We start from the raw sequence: 20060 nt of genomic DNA on the forward strand, positions 1-20060 counted from the left end.
ACCCGATAAGCAAGTGAGGTGCTGCAGCGCTTGGCTGTGCACAAGAGGCTCCGATGCTAAAGCACTCACTCACCCCGCATAAGTTACAGATGACCCTGAATCAGGCCATACAGAGCCCTCGCAGCATTCAAGCAATCTGCTCGCCCTTGGGCAGTGCGCGCTGCAGATCCTGCGCCGAGGGCTGCCCAGGATGCAGCGTCACCGGCACCGACTTGGCCGCCGGCACTTTGCTCCGTTCGGCGTGATGCCACAGCGGGATCAATGCGTTGCACTCGGGGTAATACGCCGCCGCGCAACCTGCGGGGATGTCGTAGGCGATGATCTGCATCGGCCCGACTTCGCGGCGCACGTCAGGCTCGACGGCGGTGCGCAGGTTGACCCAGTCGCCCGGGGCAAAACCCAGCCGAGTGACGTCGCTGTGGTTCATGAACACCACGCTGCGAGTGCCATGCACGCCGCGAAAGCGGTCATCGTAGCCATAGATGGTGGTGTTGAACTGATCGTTGCTGCGCAGCGTCATCAACTGCAGTACATCACGCCGCTCAGGGCTGACGGACACGTCATCATCCTCATCCAGGCGCCCGGCCGTGACGAACTGCGCCTTGCCCGATTCGGTCTGCCACTGGCGCTCGCAGGCCGGCAGCGGCCGATGGAAACCACCGCGCTGCCACATGCGGGTTTCCATGTCGTGGAAGATCTGCGGATACACCGCTGCGATCGCCTCGCGTACCAGCGCGTAGTCACGGCGCCAGGCGTCCCAGGGGATGTTCGCCTGCCCCGCGGTCAGGGTCGCTTCGGCCAGACCGGCAATGATCGCTACTTCGGCGCGCAAGTGCTCGCTGGCCGGCTCCGCGGTGCCGCGCCAGCCATGCAGGCAGCCGGTACTGTCTTCGGTGCTGTAGCTTTGCGCCACACCGTCCTGGCGGTCGATCTCGATACGCCCCAGACACGGCAGCAACCAGCCATCGCGCCCCGGCAGCAAGTGGGTGCGGTTGAGCTTGGTGGCGACCTGCACGTTCAACTGAAGGTTGGCCCAGGCCGGCTCCATTCGCGAGGTGTCCGGGATAGCCCGGAGGAAGTTACCGCCCAGACCGATGAAGGCTTTCACCGATCCTGCGAGGATGCCCTCACAGGTATCCACGGTAGCCAGCCCCATCTGCTCGGGCACCTTGAAGGCGAACAGCGCTTCAATCTTGTCCACCGGCACTTTGGCCGGGTCTTCGGTGATCCCGACCGTGCGCTGGCCCTGCACGTTGGAATGGCCACGCACCGGGCACACACCGGCGCCGGGCTTGCCGATGTTGCCGCGTAGCAGCAACAGGTTGACCAGCATCTGCACGTTGGCCACGCCATGACGATGCTGGGTCATGCCCATGCCGAACACCAGCATCACCCGCTCACTGCGGGCATATACCGTGGCGGCGGCTTCCATCGCTGCGCGGGCCAGCCCCGAGCGCTGCTCGAGCGTAGCCCAGCTGTAGCTGTCGACCTGTTCGACAAAGCTGGCAAATCCCTCGGTATGTTCGGCGATGAAGGCATGATCGAGCACCGCCGGCCGGCCCTCGACATGTGCCACGCGGTCCATCTCCAGCAGCGTCTTGCTGATGCCAAGCACCGCCGCCAGATCGCCGCCGATGGCCACTTGATGATACTGGCTGCTGATCACCGTAGAGTCTGGGCCAAGCATCTGGCGCGGTGACTGCGGGTTGACGAAGCGCTCCAGGCCGCGCTCGCGCAGCGGGTTGAAGGTGATGATCGGCACCCCGCGCCTGCGCGCGTGCTGTAGGGGGTGAAGCATGCGTGGGCTGTTGCTGCCGACGTTCTGGCCGAAGAAGAAGATGCAGTCGGTCTGCTCGAAGTCTTCCAGAGTAACGGTGCCGACCGGCACGCCAATGCTCTCCTGCAAGCCAACCGAGGTGCTCTCGTGGCACATGTTGGAGCTGTCCGGCAGGTTGTTGCTGCCGTAGGCACGGGCAAACAGCTGGTACATGAACGAGGCTTCCAGCGAAGCCCGCCCCGAGGCATAGAACACCACTTGCTCGGGCGACAGCCTGCGCAGGGTCTGGCCGATTTCACGGTAGGCCTGCTCCCAGCTCACCGGCAGATAGCGATCACTGGCACGGTCATAGCGTAGCGGCTCGGTCAGGCGCCCATGCTGTTCAAGGTCATGGTCACTCCAGCTGCGCAGTTCGCTGAGGGTATGCCGTGCGAAGAACTCAGGCTCGGTGCGTAACGAAGTCAGCTCCCAGGCGGTAGCCTTGGCGCCGTTTTCACAGAACTCCAGCGCGTGCGGATTACCCGGTTTGGCCCAGGCGCAACTGACGCAGGCAAAGCCGTCCGGTTTGTTCTGCTTGAACAGCGCCTTGGGTGACTTGGCCAAGGCCTGCTCACGCCAGAGGATGGTCATCACTGAGTGCGCCGACCCCCAACCTCCCGCCGCCGAGTGATAGGGCTTGAAGCGGGCGTGCGGATGAATAAGCGACGACATGGCGTGCCTCGGTTGGCTGGATCAGAGGATTTGTCTAGATATTACGAGGCGAGACTGAGGGCTAAAGTTCAGGGCGGTTGCGGCGGGTCGACGCCAACGGTCGATCCGGCTACTGTGGGCGGCCGAGTTCCCTCACGCAAAGGATTGAAGCTGTGATCACCTGCCACCTGAAATACGTTATCGACCCCTATCAGATACCTGCATTCGAGGCCTACGCGCGGCTATGGATCGGCTTAGTCAATCGCATGGGCGGCACCCATCACGGTTATCTGCTGCCCGCCGAGGGCGCGAGCAATATCGCTTACTGCCAGTTCAGCTTCCCCAGCCTTGCCGCCTACGAGCAGTACCGCAAGGACTCGGAGAGCGACCCTGAGTGCCAGGCCGCATTTGCCCTGGCAACCGAACAGCGCTTTATCCTCAGCTACGAGCGCAGCTTCATGCGCCCCGTGTTCGAGTAAGTGCATCAGGGCAGCGTCTGCTGCCCCTTGCACATGTGCCCCGCTAGGCCGCCAGGCGCCCGCTGGCAATCGCTTCCGAGGCCGCCAGCATCGCGCGCAACAACACCGCGCAACCAGCGCCAAGATCTTCCGGCGTGGCGTTCTCGATTTCGTTGTGGCTGATGCCGTTTTCGCACGGCACAAAGATCATCCCGGCCGGCCCCAGCTCAGCGAGAAAGATCGCGTCATGCCCTGCCCCGCTGACGATATCCATGTGCGACAGCCCCAGCGCACCTGCAGCACTGCGGACGGCCGCGACACAGGTCTTGTCGAAGTACAGCGCAGGGAAATCCGCAGTCGGCGTCAGCTCGAAACTCAGCCCATGTTTGGCACAGGTCGCCTCGATCACCGCTTGCACTTCGGCGATCATCGCTTGCAACCGATCGGCTTCAAGGTGACGGAAATCCAGGGTCATGCGTACTTCGCCAGGGATCACGTTGCGTGAGCCGGGATACGCCTGCAGGCAGCCGACGGTACCGCAGGCATGCGGTTGATGGCTGTGCGCGGTGCGGTTGACCGCTTCGACCACCGCCGCCGCGCCGACCAGAGCGTCCTTGCGCAGGTGCATCGGCGTCGGCCCGGCATGCGCCTCGACCCCGCGCAGGGTCAAGTCGAACCACTTCTGACCAAGCGCGCCGAGCACCACGCCGATGGTCTTGGCCTGGTCCTCAAGGATTGGCCCCTGCTCGATATGCGCCTCGAAATAGGCGCCCACCGGATGGCCGAGTACCGCGCGCGTGCCGGCGTAGCCGATCCCGTTCAACGCCTCGCCGACGCTGACGCCTTGCGCATCGGTCTTGGCCAGCGTCTCTTCCAGGGTGAACTTGCCGGCGAACACCCCGGAACCCATCATGCACGGCGCAAAGCGGGAGCCTTCTTCGTTGGTCCACACCACCACTTCCAGCGGTGCTTCGGTTTCCACGCCGAGGTCGTTCAGGGTGCGGATCACCTCCAGCCCGGCCATGACACCGAAGCAGCCGTCGAACTTGCCGCCAGTGGGTTGAGTGTCGATATGGCTGCCGGTCATCACCGGCGCCAGCGCAGGATTACGCCCGGGCCGGCGGGCAAAGATATTGCCGACCGCATCGATGCTGACGCTGCAGCCAGCGGCCTCGCACCACTGCACGAACAGGTCGCGCGCCTGGCGGTCGAGGTCGGTCAGGGCCAGCCGACAGACGCCGCCCTTGGCCGTGGCACCGAGGCGCGCCAATTCCATCAATGATTGCCACAAGCGCTGGCTGTCGACGTGGCTGTGGCTGGATTGCAGGACATCCTTGGCAGGGGTCATGGGCATATCTCCTCAGGCAAATGAGTGGCTGCGTGGTTGTGCGTGCGGCTTCATGGCAACGGCTTGGCCAGGCGCACCGGGCTGCGTGCGGCCAGCGGGCCGAGCACGTAGTACAGCGCCGCACCCAGCAGCGAACCGGTAAACCAGCCATAGTCGTAGAACCAGCTGAAGCTGCTGTTGCCGATCGACATCACCGTCAGCGCCACTGGCAGGGCAAAGGCCACAAAACCGGCCCAGTTCCAGGCCGGATAGACGTCATCGCGGTACAGCCCGGCCAGGTCCAGTTGCTGGCGGCGGATCAGGAAGTAGTCCACCACCATGATCCCGGCGATCGGCCCGAGCAGGCTCGAATAGCCCAGCAGCCAGTTGGAGTACACGCTCTCAAGGCTCAGGTCGGAGACGATCCAGCCCAGTTTCTTCAGCAGCTCGTGGCCCATCAGCAGCAGGCCGATGACACCGGTCAGCAGCACTGCGCGGGTGCGCCCGATCAGGCGCGGGGCGATGTTCTGAAAGTCGTTGGTCGGCGAGACGATGTTGGCCGCAGTATTGGTCGACAAGGTGGCAATCACGATCAAGGCCATGGCCAGCGCGACCCAGCCTGGGCTCTGGATGCGGCCGATCAGGCTGACCGGGTCGGATATGGTTTCACCCACCAGCGACGCCGAGGCCGCGGTCAGCACCACGCCCAGTGAAGCGAACAGGAACATGGTCAGCGGCAGGCCAAAGATCTGCCCGAGGATCTGATCTTTCTGGCTCTTGGCGTAGCGGCTGAAGTCGGGGATGTTCAGCGACAAGGTCGCCCAGAAGCCGACCATCGCCGTCAGCCCGGCGCAGAAGTAACTCACCACGCTGGCGCCTTCCGGGCGTTTTGGCGGCTGCGCCAGCAGTTCGGTCATCGACATATGCGGCAAGGCCCAGAACAGCAGGCCAAAACCGACCGCCACCAGCAGCGGCGCTGAGAGCGTCTCCAGCCACTTGATCGACTCCGCCCCGCGCAGCACTACCCACAGGTTGAGCACCCAGAAGATCATGAAGCCGATCACCTCACCGGTGCCGGCCAGGGCCTTCCAGCCATCGAAGATCGAGCTGAGAAACAGGTGGATGGCCAGGCCGCCGAACATGGTCTGGATACCAAACCAGCCACAGGCCACCACCGCCCGGATCAGGCACGGCACGTTCGAGCCGATGATGCCGAATGACGAACGCAGCAGCACCGGGAACGGGATGCCGTACTTGGTGCCGGGGAAGGCATTCAGGGTCAGTGGGATCAACACGATCAGGTTGGCCAGCAGGATCGCCAGCAGCGCCTCGCCCACACTCAGGCCGAAATACGCCGTGAGCACACCGCCCAGGGTGTAGGTCGGCACGCAGATGGACATGCCCACCCACAGCGCGGTGATGTGCCACTTGTTCCAGGTGCGCTGGTGCACCTTGGTCGGTGCCATGTCGTGGTTGTAGCGCGGGCTGTCGAGGACGTCGGAGCCTTCGGACAACTCGCACAAGCCGTCCTTTTCGATCACTTGCGATCTGCTCTGTTGCATGGGGCCTTCTCCAGGTTTTTCTAATTGTTTGCTCATCGGGCTAATGCGATGGCCGGAGTACCACCAGCAGTACTGCACCTGCGGCCCGGCCTGGCTGCGGGCGCACTCAATAAACGTGCCGAGTCGGCCAAAGGCTGTCTCGCTTGCCGCCGCCGGCCGCAGGTAACGTGCTGTTGTGCAAAGCATTCAAGTCATTGTTCGGTGTTGCCCTCGGTGGCGGCGGCCGGTGAACGTCAAAGCCGATTCACAGCAGCGGGTTTCAAACTGGTGCAGGCAATTTATTTTCACTCTGGGGTGCCTGTGAATCGCTGGATTTAAACATTTGATTTCGCATGAGAAATCTTGACCAAATTGGCATCTTGTCAAGTGCGTCAAAATGGTGAGGCGCCTCACCATTTTGGTGAATTTTGATTTTTATCCTTATAAATCAAACAATTAATAACAATATATGCTTATAAAAATATTTCTTGAACTATAGTAGATCAACAACTAGATTTCATTCTTGTCAGGTCTGACAGGATTGAAAATATCCTCCAGCTACTGGCAGCACGATAATTTCAAGAACCGGCCAAGACCGGTCAGCCTGCGAGGAAGACGGCATGTCCCTGATGATCCGTGGTGCCACCGTGGTCACCCACGAAGAGAGCTACCCCGCCGATGTCCTGTGTGTCGATGGCCGTATCCAGGCCATTGGGCAAAACCTCGATGTACCCGCCGGCTGCGAGATCCTCGATGGCAGTGGCCAGTACCTGATGCCTGGAGGCATTGACCCGCACACCCATATGCAATTGCCGTTCATGGGCACCGTGGCCAGCGATGACTTTTTCACCGGCACCGCTGCAGGCCTGGCCGGTGGCACCACCTCGATCATCGACTTCGTCATCCCCAACCCGCAGCAGTCGCTGCTCGAGGCTTTTCATACCTGGCGCGGCTGGGCCGAGAAGTCGGCGAGTGACTATGGTTTTCATGTCGCCATCACCTGGTGGAGCGAACAGGTTGCCGAAGAGATGGGCGAGTTGGTGGCCAAGCATGGGGTCAACAGCTTCAAACACTTCATGGCTTACAAGAACGCGATCATGGCAGCCGACGACACCCTGGTCGCCAGCTTCGAGCGCTGCCTGCAACTGGGCGCGGTGCCGACCGTGCATGCCGAAAACGGCGAGCTGGTCTATCACCTTCAGCAAAAGCTGCTGGCCCAGGGCATGACCGGCCCCGAGGCACACCCGCTGTCACGCCCGCCGCAGGTAGAAGGTGAAGCCGCCAGCCGTGCCATCCGCATCGCCGAGACGCTGGGTACGCCGGTGTATCTGGTGCACGTCTCGACCCGCGAAGCACTCGACGAAATCACCTACGCCCGGGCCAAGGGCCAGCCGGTCTACGGCGAAGTGCTGCCCGGCCACCTGCTGATCGACGATAGCGTCTATCGCCACCCGGACTGGTCCACAGCCGCCGGCTATGTGATGAGCCCGCCGTTCCGCCCGCGCGAGCACCAGGAGGCGCTGTGGCGCGGTTTGCAATCGGGCAACCTGCACACCACTGCAACCGATCACTGTTGCTTCTGCGCCGACCAGAAAGGCGCCGGGCGCAATGACTTCAGTCGCATCCCCAATGGCACCGCCGGCATCGAAGACCGCATGGCCGTGCTCTGGGACGCCGGCGTAAACAGTGGCCGGTTGTCGATGCACGAGTTTGTTGCGCTGACCTCGACCAACACCGCGAAGATCTTCAACCTGTTCCCGCGCAAGGGCGCGATTCGCGTCGGCGCCGATGCCGACCTGGTGCTGTGGGACCCGCAAGGCACACGGACGATTTCGGCCAAGACCCACCATCAACGGGTCGACTTCAATATCTTCGAAGGCCGCACCGTGCGCGGTATCCCTAGCCACACCATCAGCCAAGGCCGACTGGTCTGGGCTGACGGTGACCTGCGCGCCGAAGCCGGCGCCGGGCGCTACCTGGAACGGCCCGCCTACCCCTCGGTATTCGAAGTGCTCAGCCGCCGCGCCGAGCACCAGCGCCCGACGCCCGTCGAGCGCTGATTCAGCCTGCAAGGCGCACCGGCCCGGGAGAGGCCGGGCGCAGCCGTATTGCTGTTGTCTGCCATCAACCCAGACCGGCCAGGCGAGTAACCGCCGCCTGTACCGACAAAAAAAGAGAGAGGCTCCAACCGTGATCGATGCCCTGAAGCACTTGCCGCGCCCGCGTGCCGGCGCCGAACAACTGGCCGATAACTTCGGCGATCTCGCCCCACCCCTCACCGCCCGCCAGGCTGCCGTGGAAAGCGCCCGCTGCCTGTACTGCTTCGATGCACCGTGCATCAACGCATGCCCCAGCGATATCGACATCCCGTCGTTCATCCACCGAATCAGCGACGACAACCTGCAGGGTGCCGCCGAGAAGATCCTCTCGGCGAACATCCTCGGCGGCAGCTGCGCGCGGGTCTGTCCGACCGAGATCCTCTGCCAGCAAGCCTGCGTGCGCAACAACGCCCAGGAATGCGCACCGGTCCTGATCGGCTTGCTGCAACGCTACGCAGTAGACAATGCCAATTTCAGTGAACACCCGTTCAAGCGCTCACCTGCCAGCGGCAAGCGCATTGCCGTGGTCGGCGCAGGCCCTGCCGGGCTGTCGTGCGCGCACCGGCTGGCCATGCACGGGCATGACGTGGTGGTCTACGAAGCACAAGAGAAGGCCGGTGGCCTCAATGAATACGGCATCGCCCGCTACAAGCTGGTGGACGACTACGCCCAGCGCGAGGTTGATTTCTTGCTCGGCATCGGCGGCATCGAGATTCGCCATGGCCAGCGCCTGGGCGCCAACCTCAGCCTCACCGAGCTGCATCAGCAATACGATTCGGTGTTCCTCGGAGTGGGCCTGAATGCTGTGCGCCAGCTGGGTCTGGCGGACGAAGAGGCGCCAGGCCTGCTTGCAGCCACCGAGTACATCCGCGAGCTGCGCCAGGCTGATGATCTCAGCCAACTGCCGCTGGCAGAGCGCTGCCTGGTGATCGGCGCGGGCAACACGGCGATCGATATGGCCGTGCAGATGAGCCGCCTCGGCGCTCGCGACGTCAACCTGGTGTATCGCCGCGGCCATGCCGACATGGGCGCCACCGAGCATGAACAGGATATCGCCAAGGCCAACCAGGTCCGCTTGCACACCTGGGCGCGCCCCGATGCGTTGTTGCTGGATGACATGGGTCGCGTGCGTGGCATGCGCTTCATACGTACCGAGATGGCCGACGGTCGCCTGCGCGACACCGGCGAAAGCTTCGAACTGGCAGCCGATGCCATCTTCAAGGCCATTGGCCAATGCTTCGACGACACCAGCCTGAGCGACCCACTGGCGGCGCAACTGGCGCGCGACGGCGAGCGCATTCGCGTCGACCAGTGCCTGCGCACCAGCCTACCCGGCGTGTATGCCGGCGGTGACTGCACGGCGCTCGGCCAGGACCTCACCGTACAGGCAGTGCAACACGGCAAACTGGCCGCTGAAGCCATCCATGCCCAACTCATGCTCAATGTGGAGGCCGCATAAATGGCCGATCTGTCCATCGTATTCGCTGGCATCAAGGCGCCCAACCCATTCTGGCTGGCCTCCGCACCACCCACCGACAAGGCCTACAACGTGGTCCGCGCGTTCGAGGCTGGCTGGGGCGGTGTGGTCTGGAAAACCCTCGGCGAAGACCCGGCCGCAGTCAACGTGTCGTCGCGCTACTCGGCGCACTTCGGCGCCAACCGGCTGGTGCAGGGCATCAACAATATCGAACTGATCACCGACCGTTCCCTGGAGATCAACCTGCGCGAGATCACCCAGGTGAAGAAGGACTGGCCGGATCGCGCGCTGATCGTGTCGCTGATGGTGCCCTGTGAAGAGGAGTCGTGGAAGTTCATCCTGCCGCTGGTCGAAGCCACCGGTGCCGACGGCATCGAGCTCAACTTCGGCTGCCCCCACGGCATGCCCGAGCGCGGCATGGGCGCGGCCGTCGGCCAGGTGCCCGAATACGTCGAGATGGTCACCCGCTGGTGCAAGACCTACTGCTCGCTGCCGGTGATCGTCAAGCTGACGCCGAACATCACCGACATCCGCCAGTCGGCCCGCGCGGCCCATCGCGGAGGCGCCGATGCGGTGTCGCTGATCAACACCATCAACTCGATCACCAGCGTCGATCTGGACCGCATGGTCGCCCACCCTATCGTTGGCGATCAGAGCACCCACGGCGGCTACTGCGGCTCGGCGGTCAAGCCGATCGCGCTGAACATGGTTGCGGAAATTGCACGCGATCCGCAGACCCGCGGCTTGCCGATCTGCGGCATCGGTGGCATTGGCAACTGGCGTGATGCTGCCGAGTTCATCGCCCTGGGCAGTGGCGCAGTACAGGTGTGCACGGCGGCGATGCTGCATGGTTTTCGGATTGTCGAGGACATGCAGGACGGCTTGTCGCGCTGGATGGATCAGCATGGCCATCAAAGCCTGGAAGCGTTCCGCGGTCAGGCGGTGGCGCACACGACTGACTGGAAGTACCTGGACATCAACTATCAGGTCATCGCCAAGATCGATCAGGATGCCTGCATCGGTTGTGGCCGCTGCCATATTGCCTGCGAAGACACCTCGCACCAGGCCATCGACAGCACAGTCAAGGCGGATGGCACGCACATCTACAGCGTGATCGATCAGGAGTGTGTGGGCTGTAACCTGTGCCAGATCACCTGCCCGGTCGAGAACTGTATCGAGATGGTCCCGCAGGACACCGGCAAGCCTTATCTGAACTGGACCCAGGACCCGCGCAACCCCTACCGCGAAGCCAGCTGAGGGCTGAACAGCGGCTATAGAGTGCGCCGGGCTCAAGCCCGGCGCAGCTGTTTCAGGGCTCCAGGCCGATCCCGCGCAGGATCACCCCGGTTACGGTCTGGATGGCGCGCTCAAAAGCCATGTCCGACAGCGGCTCACCACCGTTGAGCAACGTTACCTGATAGCCGAAGTCGGCGTAGTGCTGGGTGGCGGCCCAGATCATGTACAGCAAGGCAGACGGCTCGACCGGCAGAATCTGCCCTTCTTCGACCCAGCGACGGATCTTGTTCTCCTTCAACTGCGCCCACGGCACCAGGCTTTCGTCCAGACTGGTGCCGAGCAGCGGCGCGCCGTGAAGCATCTCTTCAGCCCAGATCTTTGAGCCCAGCGAGCGCGAGCGCGAGTGGCTCATCTTGGCCCGGATGTAACTGGTCAGCACCACCCGCGGGTCGTCGAAACGCTCGAAGCACAGGGCGTCCTGCTTCCAAACCTCGAGCAGGTCCTGCAGCACGGCGCGGTACAGGTCGTCTTTGGTGTTGAAGTAGTAATGCAGGTTGGACCGCGGCAGCTCGGCCTGCTCGGCGATATCACCCATCGACGTCGCGCCGAAGCCCTTCTCGGCGAAAACCTTTTCGGCAGCGTGCAGAATCTTTTCGACGTTACGGCGGCGGATCTCGATCTTGTGGTTGGCCATGGCCTGTCCAAAACGACTGAAACCCGTCAAGGCTAACAGTTTTGCCGGCGTTACTCACTCGGCAAGCGGCGCGCTGCGCTGCAGGCGTTGCAGCAGGCAACGGCCAGCTGCAAGCGCCCAGACCAACAGCGCGATCACGCTGACGCTGAACAGCATGCCCGAGACGCCGCTCTGGCTGATCAGCTTGCCGGCGAAGAACGGGAAGCCGAATACGCCGATGAAATACGCCAGGCTGAACAGCAGCAACGCCTGCGCGGTCAGGTGCGGCGGCGCTTCATTGGCTGCCAGGCCATTGATCACCGAGTAATTCAGGCCGTAGCCGATGCCCAGCACGCCGGCAGCCAGCACATAGCTGAAGCTGTCATGCACCCAGCTGGCAAAGCCCAGCACGGCGATCAGCATGAGTGTGGTCAAGGCCAGCGAGGCCGGCAGCGGACTGCGTTTGACCACCCAACCGGCGATCAACAACCGGCAGGTGATGGCGGCGCCCATGAAACCGATGAAAAACAGCGAATAGTCCAGACCAAGACTGGCCGCGTAACTGGTCTGGAAACTGCCCATGCCGCCAAAGATCGCCCCACCCAGGCCGACCATCACGATCGACAACGCCGAGCGCGAGCGCAGCACCTCGGCCGCCGAGCGCAGGCTGATCTGTACCGGCTCGCTGGGGCGCTGCTGGGCGATGGCAGTGGCCGCGCCCAAGCGCCAGAAGTAGCCACCGCCCAGCGCTGCGGTCAACGCGGCAGTGATGAACGCGGCCTGCACCGGCAGCCCCGCCAGCGCCGCCAACTTGCCCGCCAACGGGCCGCTGCCGATGCCGGCCAGCATGCTCCCGGACAATAGCGCAAAGCAGTGCGTGCGCCGCGCCGGCGCGACCATCGCCGCGACCATGATCGGCCCCACGGTGTAGAACACGCCCCAGCCGATGCCAAGCAGTGCACCGCAGGCCATCAGCATCAGGCCCAGTCCCGGCGCCGTGGCGAAGCCCAGTGACGCGAGCACAAGGCACAGTGCACCCAGCGCAATACAGCGGGCCGCGCCCAAGCGCTGCAGCACGTGGCCGGATACCAGCACCGCGATCAGAGTACTGACCATGGCCACCGCGAATACCTGACCAGCATCGTGCTCGTTACCGCCGAACGAGCGCACCAGCAGCGACAGCAGAAAGGTCGCGCCATAGGCAATCGAGAGCAGGAAGCTGGCAAAGCAAAAGGCGCCGAATCGAGGGGTGGCGGGTGAGTTCATCGGCGCGATCCGTGGGCGACTGGGAGTTGCTTTCTAACACGGCCGGAGGCTGCCTTAGGCATGCCAATGCCGGAGTTGAGTTAACCAGGATTGCATCTTTCAGTCTGGATGACCCCGCTCGCTAGAGATCGCGAGCCATCAGCCACTGCTGCTTGTCCCAGGCTTCAAAGCGCTCCAATACATGCCAGCCGCGCTTGGCGTAGTAAGCGCTCTGGTCGTGGGTGTGCAGGTACAGGCGAGGAATGCCCAGTGAGCTGGCATGGGCGCAGATCGCTTCGATCAACTGCGCCGCCAGGCCCCTGCCGCGAGCCTCGGGTTCGACCAGTACACATGCCAGCCAAGGGCCGAGGTCTGGTCGCTCAGGCAGGTCAGCGGCTGCCAGGCAGGCGCCGCCCAGCAAGCGCCCTTGCTCGAGCGCGACCAGGCATTTCCAGTCACCATTGCGCTGGCCCTCGGCAAACTCCGCTTGCCAGTCGGCCAGCGGCTGGGTTGCATACTCGTAGCTGAATTGCTGGTGAAGCCGTTGCGCCATATCGGCGCAGTGGTGCATGTGCTGTTCGAGCCAGTGCAGCGAATGCATGAGCAAATCCTTTACAGGCAGATCCCTGAAGACCGCATTCAACCACAACGCGCCCGCGCCGGGCACTGTGCCTTGTGCAGGTTCAACGCGGTGTTGATGATGCCGATATGGCTGAACGCCTGTGGGAAGTTGCCAAGCATGCGCTGTGCTGTCGGCTCATATTGCTCGGCCAGCAGGCCGAGGTCGTTGCACAGCCCGAGCAGGCGCTGATACAACGCTTCGGCCTGTTCGTGACGGCCCTGCAACACGTACACATCAGCCAACCAGAACGAACACACCAGGAACGTCCCCTCGCCCGCCGACAGCCCATCGCCGCCGCTCTCACTGTCGTAACGCAGCAGCAAGCCATCCTTCAACAGCCGGCTTTCGATCTGCTCAAGCGTGCGCACAAAACGTGGATCGTCGGCGGGCAAAAATCCGGTCAGGGCAATCTGCAGCAGGCTTGCGTCCATTTCACTGGAACCATAGGCCTGAACGAAATACTCGCCACTCGGGTCCAGCCCGTTGGCACAGACTTCACGGTGGATCTCGTCCGCTACCCTGCGGTAATGCTGGCCGCGCTCAACCTCTTCCTCGGTGGTTTCTGCCAGGCTGGCGGCACGATCAAAGGCGACCCAGGCCATGACCTTGGAGTGCACAAAGTGCTGAGTGCCGCCGCGCACTTCCCAGATACCCTCATCGGGCTCGCGCCAAATGCTCTCCACATACGGCAGAATCAACCGCGCAATGGCCGCGCTGCGGGGATGGCGCGGCAGGCCACCCTTGATCGCCTGGGTCATGGCATCGGCAACTTCGCCATAAATATCCAGCTGATGCTGCCCGGCCGCAGCGTTGCCGACCCGTACCGGCTGAGAGTGCTCATAGCCCGCCAGCCACGGCAGGTCGTACTCCTGCAGATCGCGCTCGCCGGCCAGCCCGTACATGATCTGCATCTGCTCCGGGTTGCCCGCCACCGAACGCAGCAGCCATTCGCGCCAGGCTTGCGCCTCGTCGAAGTAGCCCAGGTTCATGAATGCCAGCAAGGTCATGGTCGCATCGCGCAGCCAGCAATATCGGTAGTCCCAGTTGCGCTCACCACCGACCCGTTCTGGCAGCGAGGTGGTCACCGCCGCGACGATGCCGCCAGTTGGCGCATAGGTCATCGCTTTGAGCGTAATCAGTGAACGCCGCACCTGAGCGCTATAGCGGCCAACGTCGGGGCAGCGGCCGGCAAAGGTCTGCCACTCGTTGAGGGTATGGGCAAATGCCTCGTCCAGGTCGCAGTCGGGCTGCACCGGCAGATGCGAAGGCTGATGGCGCAGGCTGAACACATGGCGCTCGCCGGCAGCTACGCGAAAGCGCACACCGGTATGGTGATCCCAGGCATGAGTGGCGACGCTGCTGGAAAGAATCAGGCGGTCGGGCCCAGCCACCGCGCTGAGGGTCAGCGGGTCGATCTTTTCCACCCACGGCACGCTGCGGCCATAATCAAAACGCAGCACCAGATCCATCTCGAAGCTGGTTTCGCCAGCCAGGCCCTCGACGATGCGAATCACCGAGTTGGTGTCACCCAGCGGCATCAAATCAAGCACCCGCGCCCGACCGCTGGCGGTGCTGTACACCGTCTCCAGAATCAGGCTGTCTTCAAGGTACTGGCGCGTGCTGCTCTCAACCGGATCGGAGGGCGCCAGGCGCCAGCGGCCGTTCTCTTCGTTGCCGAGCAAGGCGGCAAACACCGCCGGGGCGTCGAAGCGCGGCAGGCATAGCCAGTCGATCGAGCCGTCGCGGCTGACCAAGGCGGCGCTACGGCAGTTGCCGAGCAGAGCGTAGTCTTCGATCGGGGCTGGCATTGAAACTCCTTGGCATGGGTTGAACAGGTTTGGCGGGTTAAATCACCGAAAAGTTCTACCGACCCGGCAACATCAGCCCAGGCTATGCCACTCGCGCTTGTCACGGCTGAGCAGCTCGTTGCCCGCTTCCGGGCCATCCTCGCCGGCAGGATATTCATGCACCTTGCTCTCGCTGGCCCAGGCATCCAGAAAAGGCTGTACGGCACGCCAGCCGTTTTCGATGTTGTCAGCGCGCTGGAACAGCGTCTGGTCACCGGTCAGGCAGTCGTAGATCAGCGTCTCGTAGCCGGTGGCCGGCGGCATCTTGAAAAAGTCCTTGTAGGCAAAGCCGAGCTCGACATTCTCCATGATCATCTCCGGCCCCGGGCGCTTGGCCTGCAGGTCGAACCACATACCTTCATTGGGCTGGATCTGGATTTTCAGGTAGTTGGCCTTGGGCCGCTCCAGCTCCGATTCACGAAACTGTGCGTACGGCGCTGGCTTGAAGCAGATGGCGATCTCGGTGTCACGCACACTCATGCGCTTGCCGGTACGCAGGTAAAACGGCACCCCAGCCCAACGCCAGTTGTCGATCATCACCTTCAAGGCGACATAGGTTTCGGTCTGGCTGTCAGGGGCTACGTTGGCTTCTTCGCGGTATCCCGGCACGCGCTTGCGGCCTTGCTTGCCGACGCTGTACTGGCCGCGCACCGAGTTCTTCAGGGCCATCTTGGTCGACCAGGGACGGATGGCGCCGATCACCTTGGCCTTTTCGCCGCGCACCGCATCGGCGCCGAATGCCGCTGGCGGCTCCATGGCAACCATGGCCAACAGCTGGAACAGATGATTGGGGACCATGTCGCGCAGCGCCCCGGTGTTGTCGTAGAACGCACCACGGGTCTCGACGCCGACGGTCTCGGCAGCGGTGATCTGCACGTGGTCGATGTAGTGATTGTTCCAGAACGATTCAAACAGGCCATTGGAGAAGCGGCTGACCAGGATGTTCTGTACGGTCTCTTTGCCCAGATAATGGTCGATGCGGTAGATCTGTCGTTCATGCATGACCTTGAGCAGGCAGGCGTTGAGCGCTTCGGCGCTGGCCAGGTCGGTGCCAAACGGTTTTTCGATGACCACCCGGCGGAAGCCCCCTGCCGACTCATCGAGCAAGCCCGCCTCGCCCAGCCGCTGCGCGACCTCAGGGAAGAATCGCGGCGAGGTGGCCAGATAAAAGATGGCATTGCCATGGCGGGTGCCCTCGATGCGCTTGGCCAGGGCCTGATAAGTGGCCGGGTCGAGGAAATCACCGGTCTGGTAATCCAGCCGCTTGGCCAGCCGCGCCCAGACCTTTTCATCGAGATTTTTGGGCGCGCCCTCGCCCTGCTCGCGGTTGGCCATGAAACTGTGCAGGCGCTCGGCAAACTCCTCTGCGCTGGCGGCGTTGTGGTCAACGCCGACGATACGCAGATTGCGATCGAGCAGGCCGTCGCGGCTGAGGTTGTACAGCGCCGGCATCAGCAGGCGCTTGACCAGATCACCATTGGCGCCGAACAGGAACAACGTGCACGGCGGTGCTGCGGGTATCTTCGTTTGGCTCATGGGCGCTTGTTCTCGACATGCCCACCAAAGCCCAGGCGCATGGCCGACAGGACCTTGTCGCCGAAGGTGCCCTGCTGCTGGCGTGAACGGAAGCGGGCAAACAGCGCGCTGGACAATACCGGTACCGGCACGGCCTGCTCGACGGCAGCGTCGATGGTCCAGCGGCCTTCACCACTGTCCGACACCGAACCACTGAACTGAGCCAAGGCCGGGTCGGCGACCAGCGCGTCGGCGGTCAGGTCGAGCAGCCACGAGGTGACCACGCTGCCACGGCGCCAGACTTCGGCGATTTCTGCCACGTTCAAGTCAAAGCGCTCGGCCTCGGGCAATTCATCACCGCCCTTGCTGCGCAGCAGGTCGAAGCCTTCGGCATAGGCCTGCATCAAGCCGTATTCGATGCCGTTGTGGATCATCTTCACGTAGTGGCCGGAGCCTGCCGGGCCGGCATGGATGTAACCGTGCTCGGCACGTGCGTGCTCACCTTCGCGGCCCTGGGTGCGCGGGATCTCGCCAACACCCGGGGCCAGTGCGTTGAACAGCGGCTCCAGGCGCTCAAACACGTCTTTCTCGCCGCCAATCATCATGCAATAGCCGCGCTCCAGGCCCCAGACGCCGCCGGAGGTGCCGACATCCAGATAATGCAGGCCACGCTGGGACAGCTCGGCCGCGCGGCGCATGTCGTCTTTGTAGAAGGTATTGCCGCCGTCGATGATCGCATCGCCTGGCTCGAGCAGGTCGGCCAGCTGGCGGATGGTCTGCTCGGTCGGCTCGCCGGCTGGCAGCATCACCCACACGGCGCGCGGAGCTTTGAGTTTTTGAATCATTGCGCCCAGGTCGTGGGCACCCTGGGCGCCTTCATTTTCCAGGGCGGTGACCGCGTCGCGATTGCGGTCATGAACCACGGTACGATGCCCGGCACGCATCAGCCGTCTTGCAATATTGCCGCCCATGCGGCCCAGCCCGACGATTCCCAATTGCATGTGGCGTCGCTCCCCTCAGAAATAGTTAACAAGGCGTTTCAGGTTTTCAGATTAGTCCAGCTCATCGGCAAAGGGTTCAGCGACGAACGGCCTGACAACCATAAACAAAAAAGTTCCCAAGCTCGCAGAAAGAATTCAGAATGCGCGCCGTATGAGCGGCTACGCTTAGAATGTCACTAGCCAATTGCGAGGTGTGCAATGGGTACCTTGATGCAAAACACTCCTGTCCAGACCCTTTTTGTTTCCGTTCGCCGTGATGAACTGCGTCGTCTGAAGGAAGAGCGTGACCTGCTGTTGCAACAGGTCGCACAGTTGAGCCTGCAGCTTGAGCAGGGCAAAAACAGCGAAAAGTCCCTCATTAGCTGAGACCCTTTACCTACATTTATCGCACGTAGTTGTTTCTACCTTGGAAGCCTCGCAGGCCCACCCGGCGGCCTGCTTCCAAGGAGTTTCAGCATGAACCGCCCCTGCCTTTACCTATCTGTAGCTTTCCTGTGCCTGCCTGCATACGCGACCGCGGCAACCAAAGAGTGCCAGCCCGTTGCCGACGATGACGTGCTGTCGCTGTTCAGCCAATGGAATGCCAGCTTGCAGAGCGGTGATCCCGCGGCCGTGGCCAGGCTGTATGCAGTAGACGCGCTGTTGCTACCCACGGTGTCCAGTCTGCCGCGGCTGAGCACTGCCGAGCGTGTTGACTACTTCAAGCATTTCCTTGCTGACCGCCCATCCGGCAGGCTCGATAGTCACCATGTCAGCATCGGTTGCAACCAGGCGTCACTGGCCGGGCTGTACACATTCGATTTTGCGGCGACCGGCAAGCAAGTGGCCGCTCGCTATACCTTTACCTACGACTGGACCGGCAGCGAGTGGCTGATCAGCCATCATCATTCCTCGCTGCTGCCTGCTGACTGAAGCTTGTACCAGGCTTGGCAGGGCACGGCAGGCGGGCGCCAAAAGAGCTGCGCAGCAGACAATAAATAAGTTGAATTGGGAACCATTCGCTTTTATCTTGCGCCCGGTCCTCAATTCAACTGTGCCTGTCTGCCAGGGGCGTCGCATGTCGCTGCATGAAACAGATTCGATCATCCCTCTTGATGTTCTCTACGGCACCCAGCGCAGCTGGCTGCAGGCATGGCTGCGGCGTTCGCTGGGCTGCTCGCAGCAGGCTGCCGACCTGGCGCAGGACACGTTCGTGCGTTTGCTGGTGCGTAACCAGCCAATCAGCGACCGCGCCCCGCGGGCATTGCTGGCCCGCATCGCCCGCGGCCTGGTGATCGATCACTGGCGCCGTGATGCACTGGAACGCGCCTACCTTGAGACCCTGGCCCTGCAGCCAGAGGCCAGTTTCCCATCCCCTGCAGTCCGCCATGAAGCGCTGCAATGTCTGGAGCGCATCGCGCAAATGCTCGACGGCCTCAAGCCGGCCGTGCGTGAGGCATTCCTGCTTTACCAACTGAGCGGCCTGACCCACGTGCAAGTGGCCGTGCAGTTGGGTATTTCCAGCCGTACGGCCGAGCGACACGTAGCCAGCGCCCTGCTCCACTGCTATCGGGTGTGCTTTGAGGACGCCCTGTGAGCGCCAGCGCGGAGCGGTTGCCGGAGGCGATCGTGTGCAAGGCCATCGAGTGGCAGATGCGCCTGCGCGATCAGCCGCACCACCCCGAGTTGCAGGCGCAGCTAATGGCGTGGCGGCAGCGCGATGGCCGGCATGAGTTGGCCTGGCTGCGCTTGGGCCAGTTGGCTGGTCAGTTTGACCCTGGGCGGTTACCGGATGCAGCGCAGACCTCGGCCGTGTTACGGCGGGCCGAGGTAGATGTGGGTCGACGGCGGATGCTGTCGTTGCTTGGGGTGGGTTTGGCGGTTGGCAGTGGCGCGTTGCTGTTGAGCCATACCGCACCTGGCTGGCGGAGTGACTTTGCCACGGCTACCGGGGAGCGTCGACGGGTGCCGATGGCCGCTGGTGGTGAGGTGCTGTTGAACACTGACAGTGCAGTGGATATCGAAGCTGGGCGGGTGCTGCTGCGTTCGGGTGAAGTGTTGCTGGATGGGCCTAGCTGGGTTGTCGGTTGCCGCTTCGCCAGTTGTGAAGGGCGCGGAGCGCGGGCGGTGGTGCGGGAGCAGGCTGGGTTCACTGAGGTGCATGTGGCGCGCGGACAAGTGCTGGTGCGCGGGGCTGGCGGGGTGCAGCAGTTGGCTGCGGGGGATGGGGTGGCGGTAGATGGCGGAGGGGTCAGGCCGTTGGTAGGCGTGGGGATCGATCCGTTTGGTTGGAGTCGGGGGGTGTTGGTTGCCAGTGATGTGGGGCTTGGGGAGTTTTTGGCCGAGGCTGGGCGGTATCGGGCTGGGTGGCTTGGGTGTGATGCGGGGATTGCCGGGCTGCGATTGAGTGGGGTGTTTCGTTTGGATGACCCTGAGGGGTTGTTGGGCAATATCGAGCGGTTGTTGCCGGTCAGGGTGGTGGAGCGGACGCGGTGGTGGGTTCGGGTTGTGGCGGTTTGATCTGTGGTTTGTGGTTTGCTGCTTGTTTTGTGAGCTTATCCATTTTCTGTTGT

Annotated in this window: 17 protein-coding genes; 8 read left to right on the plus strand and 9 right to left on the minus strand. The window is 62.9% G+C overall.

Annotation, left to right across the window (positions count from 1 at the left end):
- Positions 1-127: 127 nt before the first annotated feature.
- Positions 128-2488: an FdhF/YdeP family oxidoreductase gene (locus tag AC58X1_RS06390; protein ID WP_150573602.1), complete on the minus strand. Its 2361-nt coding sequence runs from the start codon at positions 2486-2488 to the stop codon at positions 128-130.
- Between the two features lie 152 nt (positions 2489-2640).
- Between AC58X1_RS06390 and AC58X1_RS06395 the strand changes: the two genes are divergently transcribed.
- On the plus strand, positions 2641-2946 hold the full coding sequence (locus tag AC58X1_RS06395) for an NIPSNAP family protein (protein WP_101320879.1): 306 nt from the start codon (positions 2641-2643) through the stop codon (positions 2944-2946).
- A gap of 43 nt (positions 2947-2989) precedes the next feature.
- Here the strand turns inward: AC58X1_RS06395 and AC58X1_RS06400 are convergent, their stop codons facing one another.
- A complete protein-coding gene (locus AC58X1_RS06400) occupies positions 2990-4273 on the minus strand; it encodes a Zn-dependent hydrolase (RefSeq protein WP_101320881.1) in 1284 nt (427 codons plus the stop codon).
- 50 nt (positions 4274-4323) lie between these two features.
- Complete coding sequence (locus tag AC58X1_RS06405; RefSeq protein WP_150569886.1) at positions 4324-5814, minus strand: NCS1 family nucleobase:cation symporter-1; 1491 nt, start codon at positions 5812-5814, stop codon at positions 4324-4326.
- A 599-nt stretch (positions 5815-6413) separates the two neighbouring features.
- On the opposite strand from AC58X1_RS06405, the gene hydA reads away from it, so the two are divergent.
- The 3 genes from hydA (at position 6414) to preA (ending at position 10626) form a co-directional block, all read left to right on the plus strand.
- Positions 6414-7853 (plus strand): dihydropyrimidinase, encoded by a 1440-nt coding sequence (gene hydA / locus AC58X1_RS06410; protein ID WP_150573604.1) that lies wholly within the window; start codon positions 6414-6416, stop codon positions 7851-7853.
- 130 nt (positions 7854-7983) lie between these two features.
- Positions 7984-9351: an NAD(P)-dependent oxidoreductase gene (locus AC58X1_RS06415; RefSeq protein WP_497428540.1), complete on the plus strand. Its 1368-nt coding sequence runs from the start codon at positions 7984-7986 to the stop codon at positions 9349-9351.
- Complete coding sequence (gene preA, locus AC58X1_RS06420) at positions 9352-10626, plus strand: NAD-dependent dihydropyrimidine dehydrogenase subunit PreA (RefSeq protein ID WP_101320890.1); 1275 nt, start codon at positions 9352-9354, stop codon at positions 10624-10626.
- Between the two features lie 52 nt (positions 10627-10678).
- Here preA and AC58X1_RS06425 read toward each other — a convergent pair whose 3' ends face one another.
- The 6 genes from AC58X1_RS06425 to gnd form a co-directional block, all read right to left on the minus strand.
- Complete coding sequence (locus tag AC58X1_RS06425; protein ID WP_101320893.1) at positions 10679-11299, minus strand: TetR/AcrR family transcriptional regulator; 621 nt, start codon at positions 11297-11299, stop codon at positions 10679-10681.
- A gap of 54 nt (positions 11300-11353) precedes the next feature.
- Entirely contained in the window at positions 11354-12544 is a 1191-nt protein-coding gene (locus tag AC58X1_RS06430; protein ID WP_181108559.1) for an MFS transporter, read from the minus strand.
- 121 nt (positions 12545-12665) lie between these two features.
- Positions 12666-13124 (minus strand): GNAT family N-acetyltransferase, encoded by a 459-nt coding sequence (locus AC58X1_RS06435; RefSeq protein ID WP_312391725.1) that lies wholly within the window; start codon positions 13122-13124, stop codon positions 12666-12668.
- 38 nt (positions 13125-13162) lie between these two features.
- Positions 13163-14953 (minus strand): glycoside hydrolase family 15 protein, encoded by a 1791-nt coding sequence (locus tag AC58X1_RS06440; RefSeq protein WP_259072553.1) that lies wholly within the window; start codon positions 14951-14953, stop codon positions 13163-13165.
- 72 nt (positions 14954-15025) lie between these two features.
- Entirely contained in the window at positions 15026-16528 is a 1503-nt protein-coding gene (gene zwf / locus AC58X1_RS06445) for a glucose-6-phosphate dehydrogenase (RefSeq protein ID WP_497428541.1), read from the minus strand.
- On the minus strand, positions 16525-17508 hold the full coding sequence (gene gnd / locus AC58X1_RS06450) for a phosphogluconate dehydrogenase (NAD(+)-dependent, decarboxylating) (RefSeq protein ID WP_497428542.1): 984 nt from the start codon (positions 17506-17508) through the stop codon (positions 16525-16527). Before gnd ends, zwf begins: the two co-directional genes overlap by 4 nt.
- Before the next feature lie 198 nt (positions 17509-17706).
- Between gnd and AC58X1_RS06455 the strand changes: the two genes are divergently transcribed.
- The 4 genes from AC58X1_RS06455 to AC58X1_RS06470 all read left to right on the plus strand — a co-directional run bounded on the left by AC58X1_RS06455 (position 17707) and on the right by AC58X1_RS06470 (position 20007).
- Positions 17707-17874 carry a DUF6026 family protein gene (locus AC58X1_RS06455; protein WP_178080778.1) on the plus strand — a complete coding sequence of 56 codons (168 nt, stop codon included), beginning with the start codon at positions 17707-17709 and terminating at the stop codon, positions 17872-17874.
- 90 nt (positions 17875-17964) lie between these two features.
- Positions 17965-18420, plus strand: a complete 456-nt coding sequence (locus AC58X1_RS06460) for a DUF4440 domain-containing protein (RefSeq protein WP_101320905.1) — start codon at positions 17965-17967, stop codon at positions 18418-18420.
- A gap of 145 nt (positions 18421-18565) precedes the next feature.
- Positions 18566-19084 (plus strand): sigma-70 family RNA polymerase sigma factor, encoded by a 519-nt coding sequence (locus AC58X1_RS06465; RefSeq protein ID WP_497428543.1) that lies wholly within the window; start codon positions 18566-18568, stop codon positions 19082-19084.
- Entirely contained in the window at positions 19081-20007 is a 927-nt protein-coding gene (locus tag AC58X1_RS06470) for a DUF4880 domain-containing protein (RefSeq protein WP_497428544.1), read from the plus strand. Before AC58X1_RS06465 ends, AC58X1_RS06470 begins: the two co-directional genes overlap by 4 nt.
- The last annotated feature ends 53 nt before the right edge of the window (positions 20008-20060 follow it).

This window comes from Pseudomonas sp. PGPR N4 (genome assembly GCF_059693665.1).